This window comes from Kastovskya adunca (assembly GCF_059505785.1).
Window position 1 is genome coordinate 65,548 of the sequence record NZ_JCACLG010000015.1, and the last position, 17,378, is coordinate 82,925.

Here is a 17,378-nt window from a genome sequence, read left to right on the forward strand (position 1 = left end):
CTGGGGGAGGCACTCATCCCCCAGTGGGGGGTTTGGGGGGAAGCCCCCCCAAGCTGGGTTTTTCTCAAGAACGATTATTCCACTCAAGTCACTGCCATTCGCCTATAGCTAAGCTATCCCCCCCCCTACAGCACCACCCTAAATTCAACTAGGATGGCTACGCCAAGTCAAACAGCAGCATTTCAGCATCAGATGTCGCCTCAATCGCCACATCCGTTTCTTCGCTGATTGCCGCACCATCACCCTGTTGTAATGTCACACCATTGAGGACGACTTCCCCACGGGCAACCTGTATCCAGGCGTGGCGATTGGGATGAAGGGTATGGGAGACGCGATCGCCTTTCCCCAAAACTGCCGCATACAACTCCACATCCTGATGGACAGTAAGCGCCCCATCTTTGCCATCTTTAGCGGCGACTAAGTGCAAATTCCCCGGCTCTTTGCTTAACCCAAAGTTTTGCTGTTCGTAGCTGGGTGAATTTCCTTGCAGATCTGGCAACAGCCAAATCTGCAATAAGTGAACGGGTTCCGTTTGGGAGTGATTAAATTCACTGTGGAGAATACCAGTTCCGGCACTCATGCGCTGGACATCACCGACTTGCATGACTGAACCCGTACCCAGGCTGTCTTTATGTTCTAGCGCTCCTTCTAGTACATAGGTAATGATTTCCATGTCGCGATGTCCGTGGGTACCAAACCCAGCACCCGGAGCAACGTGGTCTTCATTAATCACCCGCAACGCCCGAAATCCCATATGGTCACGGTCATAGTATTGTCCGAATGAAAAGGTGTGGTTTGTGTCGAGCCAACCATGATTGAAATGACCTCGGTCTGTTGCTTTGCGTAGAGTAATCATTATTCTTGCTACTCCTTACTTTTTTGGGGCAATACTTTAAAACCCTTTCACTTTCAAAAAGCCAGATGTCAACCAATGCCAGTAGCGAGTAACACTCTTCGCCATTAGCACAGATAGCACCTTCTCTCTAAGTCGGTATTGAGTGAAATGGTATCGGTTAATTTTTACTATTTAATTTTACGATTAGTAAACTCTTTTGGGAAAGTATGCACTTTAAAGTAAGGTACTTACTAAAAAGACACTAAGGAGAGAGGGTATGATTAATAAAAGCAAATTAACCTGCCCCGTAGAAAGTACATTAAAAGTTATTGGCGGGCGCTGGAAAGTTTTGATTCTCAGAGAACTATTTCAGGGGGTGAAGCGGTTTGGGGAGTTACACCGAGCATTGAACGGCATCACCCAAAAAATGCTTACCCAACAACTGCGGGAAATGGAAGCAGATGGCATAGTCCATCGGGAGGTGTACTTGCAGGTACCGCCGAAAGTAGAGTATTCCCTCACCACCTTAGGAGAAAGTCTCAAACCGCTCGTTGAGGAGATGCACAAATGGGGCATTAACCATCTCAACGAGCAAAATCAAGAACCATTAACTCAAAGCCTTACAGACAATAGTAAAATTAGGTGCAGTCTGCATCGATAACAATTACTTAATTTTGCTGGCATAAGACAGGCATTCTGACCAAAGCGCGATCGCTTACTGGCAACGGCTGTGTCTAGCCAGTCATGGAAATTAACTGAACCTAAAGTGCTAAACAGTTTCGTTTTATCTCAACGCTTTTCCGCATTAAATCGCAAAAATATGTCGATACTTTGGGGAAGAAAAAGCCCGAAAGGGCAGAGGCGCTACCAAAACCCGCTCCTTCATCCCTTATCCTTTATCCTTGAGACTTCTTTAGTCAGGTTTTCTTCCCTTAATTTGAGGGATTAATAGTGCCAAGTATAATCGCGGTTATCAACGGCAAAGGAGGCGTTGGTAAAACAACGACATCAGTCAATTTAGCCGCCGCCTTAGCGGTAAAAAAGCGCGTCCTCCTAGTTGATAGCGATCCGCAAGGCTCTGCAACGTGGTGGTTTGAGCGTGGCGATCGCGACATGGGATTCGATCTATCTCAAGAGACAGACCCTACCCTATTGAGCAATCTGCGGAAAGTTGAAGGCTACGATATCGCCGTAGTGGATACGCCGCCAGCGCTGCGCTCTGAAGCCTTGGCAGCCGTGATTGCGATCGCCGACTATCTCGTCTTGCCCACACCCCCGGCCCCAATGGACTTGACTGTTCTCATTGAAACCGTGCGAGACGCGATCATCCCCGTCGGAACAGCGCATCGCGTCCTGCTAACACGGGTAGACTCTCGCAGTCTCCGAGAAGCCTTAGAGGCAAAAAACACCCTCAAAGAACTAGGAGTGCCCGCCTTTGATGCCTTTGTTCGCGCGTACAAAGCGCATGAACGAGCCGCCCTTGAGGGTATACCGATCAACCAATGGCGAGGCGCTAACGCCCATGAAGCTCAGGCAGATTATCGCCGCGTCGCAGAAGAATTACAGCACGAATGGGGAAGCTAATGGCAAGAAAAAAACTCACAGACCTACTGCGCGAAGAGGTAGAAAAGCCTACCGAGCAAACAGGTGAAAAAGTTCGAGAAATTAACGCCGTAAATAAGTCGCAAATGAATACACCAGCAAATCGTTCTCAACGCTCTAATCCCACCAAAGCCGATTTAGAAGCAACCATCAAGGAGCTAAGAGCCGCCCTTAGAGAAGCACCAAACCCAGAAGACTCTTCCACTGAATTAAAAGATGCTTTGCAAGCAGCTAAAGAAAGAGAAACCACTTTACAAAAGCAAGTTGCTCAATTGCAATCCGAATTAGAACAACAGCAAAAGTTAGTGCAGGATCTCAAAAAAGACCTACAAAAATTAAACGCGCTCCAGTCCGAACTGAAGGAAGCGAAAAATGCGGCTGTTAACTTGGCAGACGTGAATGAAAAGCTGATTCAGCAAGTTAATAGCGTCAAAAAAGAGACAACTGCCCTCGCACCGCAAGTTAATAGCGTCAGAAAAGAGACAACTGCCCTCGCACCGCGGGTGAATAGCGCTTCTGAAAGTCCACCTCAGGAAGTTAATAGCTTGAGAAAAGGCACAAATATATTCAAAAATCAGGTCAATAGCGCTCTCGTACCGCAGTCAACCATGCCGAAGTATCAAGGACACCTCCGACCGATTGAAAAAGAGGGAGAGAAGCCGGACGATTTTGCCAAAAATACTTGGTTGCTATAATTTTCTTGACTAAAAATTGTTAATAACAAGCCCTGCCTAAGTATTGCCTAAGCAGGGCTTTTTCGTGTTTATTTCTAAAAGGCGATCGCTATCGATTCACCCTGACTACTCCCACTTCAGGATCGGTTGCCGGAAGAGTTCTCGCCTCCCCTGAGTCACCGTTAAGAAATCTCCTTTAGCCGTTCCCCGAATCAGCAGGTAGTTGACATTACCGTTGACTGCCGCAAAGTAGTTACCCTGTTGATCGTAGTCAACCAGAGGAAGGCGGATAGAATTACCATTGCGCTTGTTAACGCCTACATAGGTACCAGGATAATCCCCGCCACAAATATTTACCCAAAAGCCTCTCGTTTCGGCAGAAACAAATAAACTCTCACCTTTTCTGCAATAGTTCCGAGTCTGAGCAACAAGTAACGGTTGTGACGACTGACTGATAACTTCTCCTGTATCGCGCTTACCTGTCTCTACCGCAGCAGGACTCTTTGTTGCCGCTTCTACCCCAACCGCCGCCGTTAACAACAAAGAAGTTCCTAAAAGTGCAACTCTACGAAGACCAATCGGTAAAATATTCATAATTCCAGAGCTTTCTAAAAACGACCAAGATGTTCTTTGAACTGGTGAAGAGACAAAAGCGTCTCCTGCTCAGTTATACTCCACTGAGTTTGAAGCCAGTTCCAGAAAATACCCCTTTCAATACCTAACACTTGGAATTGTAATTATTTACTACGTTCTACTTAAGTAAAAACCCTGATAAAAAACTCCCTCAGACAGATAAATTAAATGTCTGAGGGAGTTCTTGTTAGGTACTAACCGCAATATTACTAATTAAGCAGGGTTAGCTTGCGCTCTTTTTTGGAGAAGCTGCATCACAGATGTTTTTTCTAACAACCCAACCAAGACACCATTGTCACGGATGACAGGCAGTTGGTTGAGTTTTTTCTGTTCTAGGAGTGTCACAACTTCCAGCAGTGACTGATCAGACTTAACGGTGGTGGATAATTCCGTTGGCTGCATGAGTTCCTTTACAGAAACTTCTGTCCAGTGAGAGGTGGGAATATTCCGCAATTCATCTACGGGAATTGCACCAATCAGTTGCCCTTCTTCATCAGTCACCAAGAATCTTGCCCATTTGGTTTTGCCGATGATGTAGTTGTTGGCAAATTCTCTCAGGGAGATGTCAGCAGAGACAACCGGGCTATCTGGTAGGACGGCATCTTCAGCTTTTAGACCAGACAGGAGTTGTTGAATGTTTGCAGATTGGGCAGAACGACCAGCATTTTGTAGCAAGAACCAACCAATCAGGATATTCCAGAAATTACCGAAGCTGCCATACAGGAATAGCGGAATCAGCCCAGAGATAATCGCTAACCAGCCTAGGAACTGACCAGCTCGGCTGGCAAAAACAACACCTTTGTAGGGGTTACCAGTGATTTTCCAAACCGCCGCCTTGAGGATGTTGCCACCGTCTAAGGGTAAGCCAGGAATCAGGTTAAACAGTGCCAGGATTAAGTTAACCGAGGCAAGCAGCCCTAGTACTGCCCCTAAAGGGCCTGAGAGCGGCAAGGCGAAGTTAACGGCGGTGAATAGACCAAATAGGAGGACGCTGACGGCGGGGCCGGCGATCGCTACCCAAAAGGCTTCACCAGGGCTTTCAGATTCTTTCTCTAAAGCCGCTAAACCCCCAAACAGAAACAGAGTAATAGATTTTACTCCAATGCCTTGCTTGATAGCGACGAAGCTATGTCCTAGTTCGTGAGCTAATACTGAAGCAAACAACAGCAACGCAGCGACTAAGCCCAAAAGCCAGGGAGTAATTGCACCCAGGGAGGGAAATTGAGCGCCTAGCGCACCGCCGTAGCTCAATGTCACTAAACCTAAGACAAAAAACCAAGAGGGATTTATATAAAAGGGAATTCCGAATAAATTACCGACACGTATATTGCCGCCCATGGGGATGACCTCAAACCTTTATTATGAAGACGTTTTATCGACTACGTCTGTATCAATGCTTTTATCGTAACGAAATGTAAATAAGTTTCTCATCTATCGGCTGTCGTAAGATCCGTCTGTTGTAGTTCGGTTATGGGAATAAGGCGTTAATCTGATCTCCCTCAGCCTTCGGCATAATAGAATCAGCACCCAGTTTGCGTTTGCAAGCTTGCGCTTAGGCATGGTGGGTGCGCCTCAGATTGCCTATTGATACCCCCTAGCGCTCATGTCAGTTCCAGAAAGCAAAGTAACTCGCTCTTATCACCAAGAAGATATTCAGCAAATTCTCAACTTGGCGATCGCTCGTCAGGCAAACAGTGGTGAATTTTCCCGCACTCAACTAGTGGAGATTGCTGATGAACTCGGCATTTCCCACCAAACTCTCCTAGAGGCAGAGCGCGATTGGCTGCTACAGCAAACAGAGCATCAAAAGCGCGGCGATTTCAATCTCTACCGACGTAGCCGCTTCAAGAAACGTGCGGGTAAGTTTTTAATCATCAATGGCTGTTTAGTCGGTGTGGATCTACTCACCGGGGGTCAGCTTTCTTGGTCTTTATATATCCTATTGTTCTGGGGAACAGGACTGGGGCTTAATGCTTGGAACACCTATCAGCCAGACAGTGAAGCCTACGAACGGGACTTCCAACGCTGGTATCGCCAGCACCAGCTCTCCCAGGTTGCTCGCTCACTTTTTAACCGCGTAGATAACTGGCTAAAGACTTCCTTCTAAATTAAATGTTTGCGATCTCTCCCAACTCAGAATTGGTGAAGGGCGATCGCCCTGCTGTCTGGTGCGGCACAGTATTCGCACTCTTGGGCTTTCGTCTATCCATGGCGATCGAGTTGTTGGATGGCTACCCACCACATCCGCCACTAATCTAGCTCTATCCGTTAAAAATCTTTTAACGGATTATTTTCGTCAGCCACTTCAAACTCAGCCATACAATTTACCTCAAATCAGAAAAATTGCGCCTCAAATGTAGCATTGCAACAATCAAAGGCGGCGTTCTAAATTTGTATTCATCCCGTTATTTCTCTCCAAAATCTCATCGATAAGCGTTCAATTCAGATAGTTTTTGAGATTTATTCTTTTCGATAGAGGGCAAAATACGGCTGTGAGATAAGCTGGCAGTAGCTTAAATAATGCTGCTAAATATATTTTAGGAATATAAAAATTATGTCTAAGCCTTTTTTGCTGTCGCGTGTGCTTCTTCGCTTTAACAGTGAAGCAGAGGACTTACTAGGAGAACTCTCGGCAGTGGCTTTAACACCAGATGGGAGTTTGTGGTTAGGTTCTGATGAATTTCTCTCTGTTGAGCGATTATCCCTGATTGAGCCATGCATTTACGGAGAACACGAACCCTTTGCAATTGGCGATTTTGTCGAACTCTTCAATCAAGATGATGAAATTGATATTGAGGGCATGGATTATGCCGATCATTATCTCTGGCTAACAGGCTCCCATAGTACAAAGCGCAAAAAGGCAAAAGGCAAAACAGCAGCAAAGGATATTGCCAGATTATCAACAATTAAAACTGAACCTAATCGTTATTTACTAACCCGTATTCCTGTTTTTGGAAAAGAATTATTTAAAACCTGCTCTCATCCCGATAATCCAGATGAGCAACTGACAGCAGCCTGCTTACAAAAAACGGATCAAGGTAACATCCTCATCGATGCGTTAGCAGAAGACGAGCATTTAGGCCCATTTTTAACCTTCCCCCTACCGAGTAAAGAAAACGGCTTTGACATTGAAGGATTAGCCGTTCGAGGAGATAGAGTATTTTTGGGATTCCGAGGCCCAGTTTTTCGCGGCTGGGCAATTATTTTAGAAATAGAAGTAGAAGAAAAAGAGCCAGGAATCCTAACGCTCAAAGAAATTGGTAAAGAAGGAAGGTGTTATAAAAAGCATTTTGTTCAACTAAATGGCTTAGGCGTGCGGGAACTATGCCTAAAGGAAGACGATTTGATTATTCTGGCAGGCCCCACAATGGATGTGGAAGGTTCAATGCAAGTCTTCCGTCTCAAAAATGCCTTAGATCGCTCTGAAGATACTATATCTAGTCAGGAATCGGGAGAGCTAGAAGTGATGTTTGATCTGCCTTTCATACCAGGAACAGACCACGCTGAAGGATTAGCACTGTTTGCCTGTTTAGGACAGTCAGATTCTCTATTAGTTGTTTATGATTCCCCTGATGAGAGCAGAAAAGTGGAGTCGAATGCGATTTACGCCGATGTCTTCCGGCTTCAGTAACCCCCACCGCGCAGTTAACCCTTGTTCAGTGAGAGAAAACCGATGCCTACTTCAAACCAGTTATTGATCAGTGAGAAAATTCGTCAGGCTCCTAATTATCATTTAGCTGAGAATCTTGATAAGGAGTTACCAATAATTGAGGAGAATGTTACCAAATCAGAGTATTTAGATGCTTTAGCAGAAATCAGTGCGATTCAAATCTTTAAAGATATACCTGGCATCAAAAAGACGAAAATTTCCATTGGCTTAGATAATTTTCTTGAAGTTTGGCAACTTATACCCAATCGGGTGCTATTAAAAGAAGACTTGCAGCTTTTAGAGCAAGATAAAGAGCGAGTTGAAGCCATTACAGCTCAACTTATGCAGTGTTGCGAGTGTTATTTAAGTTCAGAGATCTTTGATAACAAGTTAGATGTTCAGTCTTGGCAGGATGTTTCTCAAGTAGTTGAACATCATAAGTATGATTTTGAATTTCTTAATATAGATTACAGTTTTCCTGAAACACTGCCGTTATCAGACCATATGTTGGAAGCGACTGCCTGTTACAACATTTCGTTAATTGCAACTCGTCCTTTTAATGGCGGATATATTGAAGATGATTACAACTCTCTTTATAACTTCAGCATTGAAGCGCGGTTAAAGAGTAATAGACCTCTTGCATAAGTCGAATAGACCCCCCTTAATCCCCCCTTACTAAGCTATGCATTACTCACATCTTTCTTAATAAAATCTGGCTTGACAGAAGTAGTGGTAAGGCGGGAAAGTAGCAACCAAGTTTGTGTAATGTCATGTAGTCGTCGCAGACCTTGCCAAATTGTTTTCACACCTGGTTCTCCATCCTGCTTACGTGCCAAAAACCCGCCCAATTGGGCAATCCACCGGACACAAGCCCTTAAATTGGGGGGCACATCAGGTGGCAAAGGAGTTTGATGAATAGTGCAGTAAAGTGCTTGCCATTCATGGGTTTGCAGAACCGTATCAGCCGGAGTATCCGGGTGGTAACGCGCCAGATAAGTAATCCACAACAAACGCCAAGCCACAATCGTATAGGTGGCTAAAGCACGGTGGATGCGGTCAGCCGCTTCTAATTGCAGTTGTTCGAGGCGACAACCGCTCTTAAGGACGTAATGATAGCGCTCAATCAGCCAACGATAAGAGTACCAGCGCAAACATTGCACGACATCCTCAAAGCAAGTAATAGCTAGGGTAGTCAGGAGTAACCAACTGACTGCCTCCATACCGGGCGGGGGATTTTCTTCTTGTGCCAAAATCACCTGTACAGTAACAGGTTGGAGCTGTTGACGCTGTGGATGAGTGGCTGGTGGTTGCAACTCAAGGGTAGTAGCACGTAGCGTCAGGGTAGCGACTCGTGGCTCACGTTCTGGATGCCGTCTAAGTTCTAAAGTGAGTTGACCCCAAGCAGGAATTTGCCCAATAGCTTGCTGTAGGCGTTGCCGTTGTTGGTCTTGAGTCGTGGATTTGACTACATCGGTTGTGGTTGGCGCGAATCAGAAACTCACAGTTCGGGCGACGTGGCAGGACAAACAACTCATAGATGTCTGCTTCCCGGTCAGCCACTGTGACCACCATAATTTCCTCTGGGATTAGACTCTGGGTGGCATCCAAGGCAGTTAACCAACGCTGGCTCTCTTTATCTTGGATGGGTTTTTTGTGTCGTTGATGTTTCTTGCCGAGTTCGGCAGGGTCTCTAGCCCAAAGCTGCTGATGCAATATCCCCAAGGGTATACCATTGGTACTGCTACACAATACTGAGTGGATTTTTAAACCCCGTGAACTGGCATTGTCCAGATACCCCATACCCTTCTTACTGGCATGGTGGGTGAAGTTCGCTTCTGTAGTGTCTTGAATGGCAATAACTACGCTGTGTTGCTTGATTCGTTCTATCGTACTTTTTTGGTGGGCGAGGCGGATAGCTTCGGGTTTGACGTGAGGAGAACTCCAAAAGTCATAAGCCGCTTGAGTCGCCGCCCAGTCCCCTGACGCTTGCGTCACACTGGCATTCGGTTGGGCAGCTAAGTCACTGACAAGACGTATCAGCCGTTTGTTGCGGCGCACGTCCCCCAAATCAGCATATTGCAGTTCTTGTACTGCCCAATTGTTCATCCTGTGTGTCTCCTTTGTCACCAATGATCGCTCTTGCCACCGGAGTTTACAAAAGACTTTACCTCTACAGCCAGTTAATTGCACAGGCATCCGCTTAAGTGTCCCTTGCTTGAGACACCTGTGTGTCACTGTCCAGCAACCTGTTACAAAACATTAACTGATTCCCTGAAACTTTGCGCCTATAAGCGTTGTGGATTGTTAAGAAAGATGTGAGTAATGCATAGCTTACTAAGGGGGGAGACTTGAAATCTTGCCCCCTCCCCTTAGTAAGGGGAGGGTTGGGGAGGGGTCTGGTACATTTTTGCAAGAGGTCTAATGTATGAACGAATATCACTGACTTGAGAGAAAAGAGTTGTTCTTGAGAAAAACACCGCTTGGGGGCTTTCCCCCAAACCCCACAAGGATTGAGCGGTTGTGATGAATTTTCTTACATTCAGTGCCATTCACGTATGAACTACTTTTTTGTCCGTATTGTCAACACCTGCGGCGGCGTTGAATCTGGTGGATAAATCAAATCAACGTCAACCATTTTTCGACTTCCTGGCGGCATTATCAATGTCTCTAGTGGCTCTAATACTTGCCCGGTGCGTTGCCACACATGCACGTAGCGCGTCAGGGGTTGTCCTTGCTCATTGCTGTAGCGTAAGCGCACTGTCCCTCGGAAGAAGCGGTAATCCAAGGAAGGAATCCGAAAACGCAAACCGCCTTGACTCAGCTTGTCTTCTTTCAGTGGCGTTTCGAGGGTGAATGTCACCGCCTGGGTTTCTGATGTGGGATTGTACAACGGCAACTTGAGATTATATTCCACCGCGTAGTTCCCATGGGCAGCGTAAGCGGTATCGGGATAACGCGCCAGCATCGGTGCGGTTTGAATCTGAGATGTGCCCAACGTTCCACCCCGGAGGGTATTAATTCCATAGGAAAACGCACTTCCAGATTGAGGAATCGTCAAGTCTTTACCCCCAGCCGGATCTACTAGCCGTGCTTGCCAGCGCGAACCTTCTGCCACACCCGCCACGCGACCATATATAAGTTGACCTGTGGCTTGTTCCGGCGGCGTAGGGGCTTTATCTCGCGGCCCGGCTAAATTTCCTGTATTGAGTAAAGCTTGCCATTCTGCAAGGGTTGGAGCTTTATCGCTTCCATCAGCATTTTTCTTGGCAAACATCATTAAACTCGCTGCATGAACCGCACCATTACTGTTTAAGTGCATCAAGCCAGAACGTCCGTTAATTGGCTTTTGAAGATTCCGTACTGGCATCGGATGATTGAGTAACATCCGACTCTGTCCCGGTGGAATAACTAGCTTTTGGGGAAAGTTTGCTTGGACTTTACCTTGGAGAACATCAGTAACAACGCGATCGCCTGGCCCTGCATAGACGGTATTATCAGGATTCTCTAAATAATTAGGCAAAGTGATGTAGGGAGACTCTGTTACTAGATACGTTGCTGCTTGCAACACCTCTACCGTGACAGGTTTGCTTCCAGGATTGTGCAGCATCACCCCTAAATAAAACGTCTGCAAATCCTTAGGTGTGTGAGTTTGGTGGTGAACAAATAAGTCAAATCGTCCGGTGAAGGGGAAGTTGAGATGAGCCTCTGCCACCGCTTTCCCTGTGGGAGAAAATGTAGACAGCAAAATTCCTTCTGTCTTCACCCACTCCGGACTATTGCTGTTGAACATCGGCACCTTGTCTAGCTGTCCTGGTAATGCCCGCACTTCCTGGGGTTGCACTACTTCTTGGATTGGCGTTGGTGCGGGAGAAGCTTGTGCAAGGGAGGTTGATTGTGATGACTGGAGACGTGTTTTAGCCTGCTTGCTGAACCCCCAGCAACCGCTACTGATTAACCCAATTGTCAGGAGTGACAGCACAACGATAGGCGTTTTATGTTGGGGAAGCATAGAAGACTTGGGCGTGGGTGAAGGAAGAATTACGCCCTGGTTAATTAGATACAATCTCTGTTGCTGACGTTCCTCTATGTATGAAAGATAGCCAGTTTTTTAACTGTCCCAATCCTGAAAAGAGGAGCCGTAACGGTTTGTCTGGTGTTGGAAAAAAATCACAACAGGTGTAGAGAAACTGAGGAAAAAAGCAAATTTTTGGGGAGTTATAGCCAGAAAATGACCAGAGCGATCGCTCTACTACATTAGACACTTTATAGAAGTGGTTGGCGACTCTTCCCTATTCATAAAAGTTGGACGCAAATTAAGGACATCAACTGCCAATCTTCTAAAGATGTTGCAATTTATTCCTTCTGCCTTAATTGTCTTGCGTTTTCTCCTGGGTCTTTTGCTTCTGTTGAATGCTCTTGATGGCAAAACAGACGCCTGGTTTATTTTGGGTTTTGTGGCTGCCTTTCTCTGTGATATTTTCGATGGAGTCATTGCTCGTCGCCTGGGAGTGAGTACAGCAGGATTGCGTCAAGCAGACAGTTGGGCGGATCGTTGCCTTTATCTCTGCATTGCCGTGAGTACCTGGTTAGTACATCCTGAGGTTTTAATGGCGTTTAAGATGCCGTTGTTGACGGTCGTGTTTCTGCAACTCATTTGGTGGGTAGTTAATCTGCTGAAGTACGGACAACCTGCCAGTTATCACACCTATACGGCAAAACTTTGGGGAATTACATTATTTATCGCTACAGTTGCTCTGTTTGGTAGCGATCGCGCCGGAATTGCTCTGTGGAGTGCGATTATTGTCGGCGGCGTTCACACCATTGAAGAGATTGGGATGACGCTGCTGCTGCCCCAATGGACTCACGATGTACTGAGCATTGTACATGCGCGGCGAATAGGTCAGCAGATGCAGAATACAGTGGTTTGAGTAATTACATTAGTTTTTCGCTATGGCTAAAGCGGATTTTTACTTCGCTGGAGAACTCAACTTCTTTTTGCCTCTCCAGAGAAAAAACAAACGGTTTTCCCATTATTTTGAAGAACGAGCTGCGATTAAGGACACGATTGAAGCCTTAGGGATTCCTCATCCAGAAGTTGACTTAATTTTGGTCAATTCTGAACCTGTGGATTTTTCTTATATCGTGACCGATGGCGATGAAATTGAGGTTTATCCCGTTTCTGCGGCTATTCAGGGTCAGTCAAGTAATAAAGAATTAGGCGATCGCTTTATTTTAGATGTCCACTTAGGCAAACTTGCCAATGCCTTGAGAATGTTGGGCTTTGATACCCTGTACCGCAACGACTACGACGATGAAGAGTTAGCCAAAATTTCCGCCGCTCAAAACCGAATTCTCCTGACTCGCGATAAAGGTCTTTTGATGCGAAGCATCGTAACTCGTGGCTACTACGTCAGAGAAACTAATCCGGAAGGGCAAGTTAAAGAGGTGTTGCAACGCTTCAACTTATTCGATCAAGTTTCGCCCTTTCATCGCTGCATCCGTTGCAATGGCTTGTTAGAACCCGTATCCAAAGAAGCGATCGCTGACCAATTGCTTCCCAAAACTCGGCAAGCGATTAATGAATTTCATCGCTGCTGTGAATGTAGACAGATTTACTGGAAAGGCTCTCACTACGCAGGTATGCAGCATTTCGTTCAGGAAGTGCTGAACTCCAGAGGTGAAAGGGCGCAATCCTAAATCTGAGTAGTGTGTAGCCGCGTTCGGTAGCTTAAGTCATGGTGATGATAATTTTGCCAACGGCGTGTCCGGCTTCACTGTAGGCGTGAGCCTCGGCTAGTTCTGATAGGGGAAACGTTCTGTCTATGACTGTACGAACCTTGTCGGCGGTGATTAAATCCTTGAGATAAGCCAAATCCTGACTATTAGATTGAGCAACGATCAACTTTGCCTTTTGACCGGGTAGAACAAATGTAATCGCACTTTGCACTAAGCTTTCGGTAGACGGTAATGTCGTTACGTACACTCCATTCGGTTGCAAAACCTTTTTGCACTGAGAGAAGGATTGCTTACCCACAGCATCAAAAATGATGTCGTACTGCACCGCATTTTTAGTAAAGTCTTGGGTAGTGTAATCAATTACACGATCAGTCCCCAAAGACTCTACTAATTCAGTATTTTTGCGACTGCAAACCCCCGTTACCTCTGCACCAATCGCTTTGGCAATTTGTACCGCGAAGGTTCCGACTCCCCCAGAAGCACCATTAACGAGTACTTTGTGTCCCGGTAGAATCTGCCCCTGATCCCGCAAACCTTGCAAGGCTGTTATAGCAGCTAGCGGTACCCCAGCTGCTTCTTCGTAGCTCATGTTGTCGGGTTTGACGCAAGCGGCGCTCTCTGACACGGCTGCATACTCAGCGTCAGCGCCTCCGGGTAAGGACTTGAGATAAGCGTAGACACTATCTCCTACTTGAAATCGGGTGACGGCGTCTCCCACGGCTGTGACGATTCCCGCCGCGTCGAAGCCTAATACTAAGGGGAAGTTGTAGCCAGTGAGCAGTTGCAGGTGTCCGTAACGGATTTTCCAGTCTACGGGGTTAACGCTGCTGGCGTGAATTTTGACAAGTAGCTGGTCAGGTTTGATTTGAGGCTCAGGAATGTCTGTGTATTGTAGAACTTCGGTGCCACCGTATTTATTGATTGCGATCGCTTTCATGTTTGACTTCTTGATCCGTACTAATTCCCTCTACTCCCAGATTCAGCATTCCTGTTGATTCCCGCCTTCTGTCGAGGGAGGTAACCGTTTTACTTTTCAGGTAAAAACTGCCTTTATGTATAGATTTTAAAAACTTTCGAGCCATCTTTGCTTAATCAGAATTACTTGGCGATCGCCAACGCTGCAATTCTTCTTCTAGGAAGTAATTGACTAAATTTTGATACATTTGCTCAATCACATCGGGATTTAATCCTTCAGCTTCTGCCCAGAGCCGTCGCTGCTGCAACATAGCTTTCACTCGTTCGGGAGCTTTGACGCTTGTTTGACTGATCTTAAATTTTGCTGCCGCTTTGACGTAAGCAAATCGTTTGCCAAGTGCCGCAATAATTTGGCGATCGAGTTGATCTATTTCTGCGCGAATGTCTTGCATATTGGCGCATTCTTCTGGGAGTTTCATTTTTTCAGTTCAAGATAAAAAAGAAGGCGAGATCCCCAATTTCTCTAAGAAGTCGGGGATCTGAGGCACTGGCATCTTACAAATCATTCAGACATTGAGTACGGGCTTCATTGCCAATTAATCTGGATTTAAGAGGGAATTTCGGCAAGAACCGCAAGAGGACGATCGCCAACAGCTCAATGAGCAGTTGCATGGGCAAAGGAGCGATCGCCAAGCCCCAAATTAGTAGGATTACCCCACTAACGACGACCGCGATCGCATAAACTTGATCGCAAACTTTGATTCCTGTCCAGATTATTCCTAGACCAATAGCTAATAAAACGATATAGGTTGGCAGCATATTGTCAGTTTTTAAATGTGTCGATCGAGTTGAAACAGAATTCCAGCTTTTTTGGCTAATTGCTAAAAATAATTAGCGATAAATTAGCAATTAGCCTCGACTCTCTAAACGCGATCGCCCTCACCTCTTCAACTTGCTTGCTGATCCAGAAAAGGATAGTCTGTATAGCCCTTCTCATCGCCACCATAGAAGGTTGAGCGGTCGGGTTTATTTAACTCAGCATTGAGCGCAAAGCGTTGGGGGAGGTCAGGGTTGGCAATAAAGAGGCGACCGTAGGCAACTAAATCAGCTTCTCCCGCTGCTAATACCTGATTCCCCTGCTCTCGGTCATAACCCCCGGCGGAGATGATGGTGCCGTTATAGATGGGGCGGAAGAAGCTGGAGGGGAAACCGTTAGAGGATTCGCCGGGGGTAAAGTTGTCATCCGCTCTTGGTTCAACCAGGTGGAGATAGGCTAAATCAAAGGGATTGAGGGCTTTGACAACGTAGCTAAAGGTGGCACCACGGTCGGAGTCGTGCATGTCGTTGAACGTACCGCTAGGAGACAGGCGTATCCCGACGCGATCGCTTCCCCAGATGCTGGTTACTGCTTCTGTGACTTCTAAAATTAGCCGAGCGCGGTTTTCAATCGAGCCGCCATACTCATCGGTGCGCTTATTCGTGCCATCTTGCAGAAACTGATCGAGGAGGTATCCGTTAGCCGCATGAATCTCTACACCATCAAATCCGGCTGCTAGGGCATTTTCTGCTCCTTGGCGGTACTGTTCGACAATGCCAGGAATCTCTTCTGTTTCCAAAGCCCGAGGCGTGACAAAGGGCTTCGAGCCTTCGTAAGTATCGGCTTCTCCCTCAGGAGCGATCGCGCTAGGAGCAACAGGAAGCGCTCCATCGGGTTGCAGGGAAGGATGGGAAATCCGCCCCACATGCCAGAGTTGCAGAAAAATCCGCCCGCCCTTCTCATGCACGGCTTTAGTGATTAGCTTCCAGCCTTCCACTTGTTCCGGCGAGTGAATCCCTGGTGTTGAGGGATAGCCCATTCCTTGCGGCGAGACTTGGGTGGCTTCGGAGATAATCAGTCCGGCAGAGGCTCGCTGGACGTAATAGGTAACATTTAGTTGATGGGGGACATTACCCTCGCCCGCCCGGTTACGAGTTAAAGGAGCCATTACGACCCGATTGGGGAGTTCATAGGGGCCAAGCTTGTAGGGTGAGAGTAGATTTACAGTACTGTTACTCATTGAGGTTAAACCTCCTGATTAATTATTAATTGGGCTTTTTAGGAAGCCCCCAATTTCTTGGGGGCGAAGACAGACTCCCACAAAAAGAGTCTCTGTTTCAGTCAAACGAGAAGAACGCGATCGCTCAATCTGAAGGCTTAAGCTGCTGTTTGTGAGGCGGAAGGCTCAAGCAGGACATTCAACTTGTCAGCGATTTCTTCCTGGGGAAGTACTCCAACAATTTGATCGACGACAACACCATTTTGAAAAAACAACAGCGTCGGTACAGCGTGAATGCCATACTTGCTGGCAAGACTAGGGGCATCATCAATGTTCACCTTGCCGACTTTGGCACGTTCGGCAAAATCCGCCGCGATCGCCTCTACAATAGGCGCAAGCATCCGACAGGGGCCACACCAAGCTGCCCAGAAATCCACCATTACTGGCGTTGTCGTTTCGAGGACTTCGCGCGTAAAGTTTTCCTCATTCAGCACAATTGATTTTGTATACTCTGATCCTGTCATTGCCATTCTCCTTTTTCCTTGAGTCAAAGGGTGGACTAAGCTAAGTCAAGTACTTGTCTGTTGCGTCCTGTTACCGTTTCTTGTTGCTATAAAGTAGTTAAACAACCACTTAAGTAATAATATAAATTAGGGACTCTAGAAAAGTCAAGTAATTATTTAACTACTTTAGTAAAAACCCTTGGGCGCAGGCACTAAGCACAGAGGCGATCGCGCCTCCCTCTCGCCCGACTGACGACTCAAAAATCGGCTCTATATCTGACCATGATTGAGAAAAACACTCACACTCAACCCCTTGCCCTGCCTGCCATCGAACAAAATGACAGCGAACGACGGGCAAAAATCTTTGCAGCACTTTCCGATCCGACACGCCTGCGGATTGTAGAGTTGTTGGCAGCAACAGACGAACTGAGCGGTTCTGAGATTGCTCATCAAATCGACATTAGTCTGGCGCTATTTTGTCACCACTCAAAAACCCTAGCCGAAGCCGGACTGATCCAAACTCGCAAAGAAGGGCAAACTAAGTACAATTCCCTGAACTGGGAGTTAATCAGTGCTTGTTTTAGCAGTTTTACTCACTTACGCGATCGCACTTAGCGAGGGAGATGGGGTGCAGGGGAGCGGGGGAGCAGGGGAGCAGGGGAGCAGGGGAGCAGGGGAGCAGGGGAGTGGGGGAGTAGGGGATGATGATGGGATGGGGTGATAAGGAGAACCAGAAACCTCTTTCATACTTCATACTTCACCCTTCATACTTCACCCTTCATACTTCACCCTTCA

General features: G+C 46.7%; 20 protein-coding genes and 1 pseudogene. 10 read left to right on the forward strand and 11 right to left on the reverse strand.

The genetic code is table 11. The annotated features are described in order from the left end of the window. Window positions 1-157: 157 nt before the first annotated feature. Window positions 158-856 carry a pirin family protein gene (locus AC5JR3_RS04835; protein WP_495843565.1) on the reverse strand — a complete coding sequence of 233 codons (699 nt, stop codon included), beginning with the start codon at window positions 854-856 and terminating at the stop codon, window positions 158-160. Window positions 857-1,112: 256 nt separating this feature from the next. On the opposite strand from AC5JR3_RS04835, the gene AC5JR3_RS04840 reads away from it, so the two are divergent. From AC5JR3_RS04840 to AC5JR3_RS04850, 3 genes are all read left to right on the forward strand, one after another. Continuing rightward, complete coding sequence (locus AC5JR3_RS04840) at window positions 1,113-1,496, forward strand: winged helix-turn-helix transcriptional regulator (protein WP_495843567.1); 384 nt, start codon at window positions 1,113-1,115, stop codon at window positions 1,494-1,496. Window positions 1,497-1,786: 290 nt separating this feature from the next. Then, the gene (locus AC5JR3_RS04845; RefSeq protein ID WP_495843569.1) at window positions 1,787-2,419 is read left to right on the forward strand and encodes a ParA family protein; all 633 of its coding nucleotides are present in this window, start codon (window positions 1,787-1,789) and stop codon (window positions 2,417-2,419) included. Further along, window positions 2,419-3,132, forward strand: a complete 714-nt coding sequence (locus AC5JR3_RS04850) for a hypothetical protein (RefSeq protein WP_495843571.1) — start codon at window positions 2,419-2,421, stop codon at window positions 3,130-3,132. Before AC5JR3_RS04845 ends, AC5JR3_RS04850 begins: the two co-directional genes overlap by 1 nt. Before the next feature lie 105 nt (window positions 3,133-3,237). Here AC5JR3_RS04850 and AC5JR3_RS04855 read toward each other — a convergent pair whose 3' ends face one another. Next, window positions 3,238-3,705, reverse strand: a complete 468-nt coding sequence (locus tag AC5JR3_RS04855) for a hypothetical protein (protein ID WP_495843573.1) — start codon at window positions 3,703-3,705, stop codon at window positions 3,238-3,240. Between the two features lie 252 nt (window positions 3,706-3,957). Continuing rightward, window positions 3,958-5,082 carry a site-2 protease family protein gene (locus AC5JR3_RS04860; RefSeq protein WP_495843575.1) on the reverse strand — a complete coding sequence of 375 codons (1,125 nt, stop codon included), beginning with the start codon at window positions 5,080-5,082 and terminating at the stop codon, window positions 3,958-3,960. 265 nt (window positions 5,083-5,347) lie between these two features. Here AC5JR3_RS04860 and AC5JR3_RS04865 point away from each other — a divergent pair, with 265 nt between their 5' ends. The 4 genes from AC5JR3_RS04865 to AC5JR3_RS04880 all read left to right on the forward strand — a co-directional run bounded on the left by AC5JR3_RS04865 (window position 5,348) and on the right by AC5JR3_RS04880 (window position 8,038). Further along, window positions 5,348-5,851 (forward strand): 2TM domain-containing protein, encoded by a 504-nt coding sequence (locus tag AC5JR3_RS04865; protein WP_495843577.1) that lies wholly within the window; start codon window positions 5,348-5,350, stop codon window positions 5,849-5,851. A gap of 5 nt (window positions 5,852-5,856) precedes the next feature. Next, window positions 5,857-6,003 (forward strand): hypothetical protein, encoded by a 147-nt coding sequence (locus tag AC5JR3_RS04870; RefSeq protein WP_495843579.1) that lies wholly within the window; start codon window positions 5,857-5,859, stop codon window positions 6,001-6,003. 295 nt (window positions 6,004-6,298) lie between these two features. Beyond that, window positions 6,299-7,375 carry a DUF3616 domain-containing protein gene (locus tag AC5JR3_RS04875; RefSeq protein WP_495843581.1) on the forward strand — a complete coding sequence of 359 codons (1,077 nt, stop codon included), beginning with the start codon at window positions 6,299-6,301 and terminating at the stop codon, window positions 7,373-7,375. A 42-nt stretch (window positions 7,376-7,417) separates the two neighbouring features. Further along, window positions 7,418-8,038: a hypothetical protein gene (locus AC5JR3_RS04880; RefSeq protein WP_495843582.1), complete on the forward strand. Its 621-nt coding sequence runs from the start codon at window positions 7,418-7,420 to the stop codon at window positions 8,036-8,038. A gap of 35 nt (window positions 8,039-8,073) precedes the next feature. On the opposite strand, the pseudogene AC5JR3_RS04885 reads toward AC5JR3_RS04880, so the two are convergent. Further along, a pseudogene (locus AC5JR3_RS04885) lies at window positions 8,074-9,499 on the reverse strand (IS4 family transposase). Window positions 9,500-9,953: 454 nt separating this feature from the next. Continuing rightward, on the reverse strand, window positions 9,954-11,402 hold the full coding sequence (locus AC5JR3_RS04890) for a DUF3370 domain-containing protein (protein ID WP_495843584.1): 1,449 nt from the start codon (window positions 11,400-11,402) through the stop codon (window positions 9,954-9,956). A 334-nt stretch (window positions 11,403-11,736) separates the two neighbouring features. Here AC5JR3_RS04890 and AC5JR3_RS04895 point away from each other — a divergent pair, with 334 nt between their 5' ends. Both AC5JR3_RS04895 and AC5JR3_RS04900 read left to right on the forward strand, forming a co-directional pair. Further along, window positions 11,737-12,321, forward strand: a complete 585-nt coding sequence (locus tag AC5JR3_RS04895; RefSeq protein ID WP_495843586.1) for a CDP-alcohol phosphatidyltransferase family protein — start codon at window positions 11,737-11,739, stop codon at window positions 12,319-12,321. A gap of 22 nt (window positions 12,322-12,343) precedes the next feature. Next, complete coding sequence (locus tag AC5JR3_RS04900) at window positions 12,344-13,090, forward strand: Mut7-C RNAse domain-containing protein (protein WP_495843588.1); 747 nt, start codon at window positions 12,344-12,346, stop codon at window positions 13,088-13,090. Between the two features lie 31 nt (window positions 13,091-13,121). On the opposite strand, the gene AC5JR3_RS04905 is transcribed toward AC5JR3_RS04900, so the two are convergent. The 6 genes from AC5JR3_RS04905 to trxA all read right to left on the reverse strand — a co-directional run bounded on the left by AC5JR3_RS04905 (window position 13,122) and on the right by trxA (window position 16,604). Beyond that, window positions 13,122-14,066, reverse strand: a complete 945-nt coding sequence (locus tag AC5JR3_RS04905) for an NAD(P)-dependent alcohol dehydrogenase (protein WP_495843590.1) — start codon at window positions 14,064-14,066, stop codon at window positions 13,122-13,124. After that, the gene (locus tag AC5JR3_RS04910) at window positions 14,044-14,211 is read right to left on the reverse strand and encodes a hypothetical protein (protein ID WP_495843591.1); all 168 of its coding nucleotides are present in this window, start codon (window positions 14,209-14,211) and stop codon (window positions 14,044-14,046) included. The genes AC5JR3_RS04905 and AC5JR3_RS04910 overlap by 23 nt, the downstream gene beginning before the upstream one ends. Before the next feature lie 6 nt (window positions 14,212-14,217). Then, window positions 14,218-14,523 (reverse strand): isochorismate lyase, encoded by a 306-nt coding sequence (locus AC5JR3_RS04915; protein ID WP_495843593.1) that lies wholly within the window; start codon window positions 14,521-14,523, stop codon window positions 14,218-14,220. Window positions 14,524-14,599: 76 nt separating this feature from the next. Further along, window positions 14,600-14,863 carry a hypothetical protein gene (locus tag AC5JR3_RS04920; protein ID WP_495843595.1) on the reverse strand — a complete coding sequence of 88 codons (264 nt, stop codon included), beginning with the start codon at window positions 14,861-14,863 and terminating at the stop codon, window positions 14,600-14,602. A gap of 128 nt (window positions 14,864-14,991) precedes the next feature. Further along, window positions 14,992-16,101, reverse strand: a complete 1,110-nt coding sequence (locus AC5JR3_RS04925) for an alkene reductase (protein WP_495843597.1) — start codon at window positions 16,099-16,101, stop codon at window positions 14,992-14,994. A 137-nt stretch (window positions 16,102-16,238) separates the two neighbouring features. Continuing rightward, window positions 16,239-16,604, reverse strand: a complete 366-nt coding sequence (gene trxA, locus AC5JR3_RS04930; RefSeq protein WP_495843598.1) for a thioredoxin — start codon at window positions 16,602-16,604, stop codon at window positions 16,239-16,241. A gap of 261 nt (window positions 16,605-16,865) precedes the next feature. Between trxA and AC5JR3_RS04935 the strand changes: the two genes are divergently transcribed. Beyond that, entirely contained in the window at window positions 16,866-17,198 is a 333-nt protein-coding gene (locus tag AC5JR3_RS04935; protein ID WP_495843600.1) for an ArsR/SmtB family transcription factor, read from the forward strand. The last annotated feature ends 180 nt before the right edge of the window (window positions 17,199-17,378 follow it).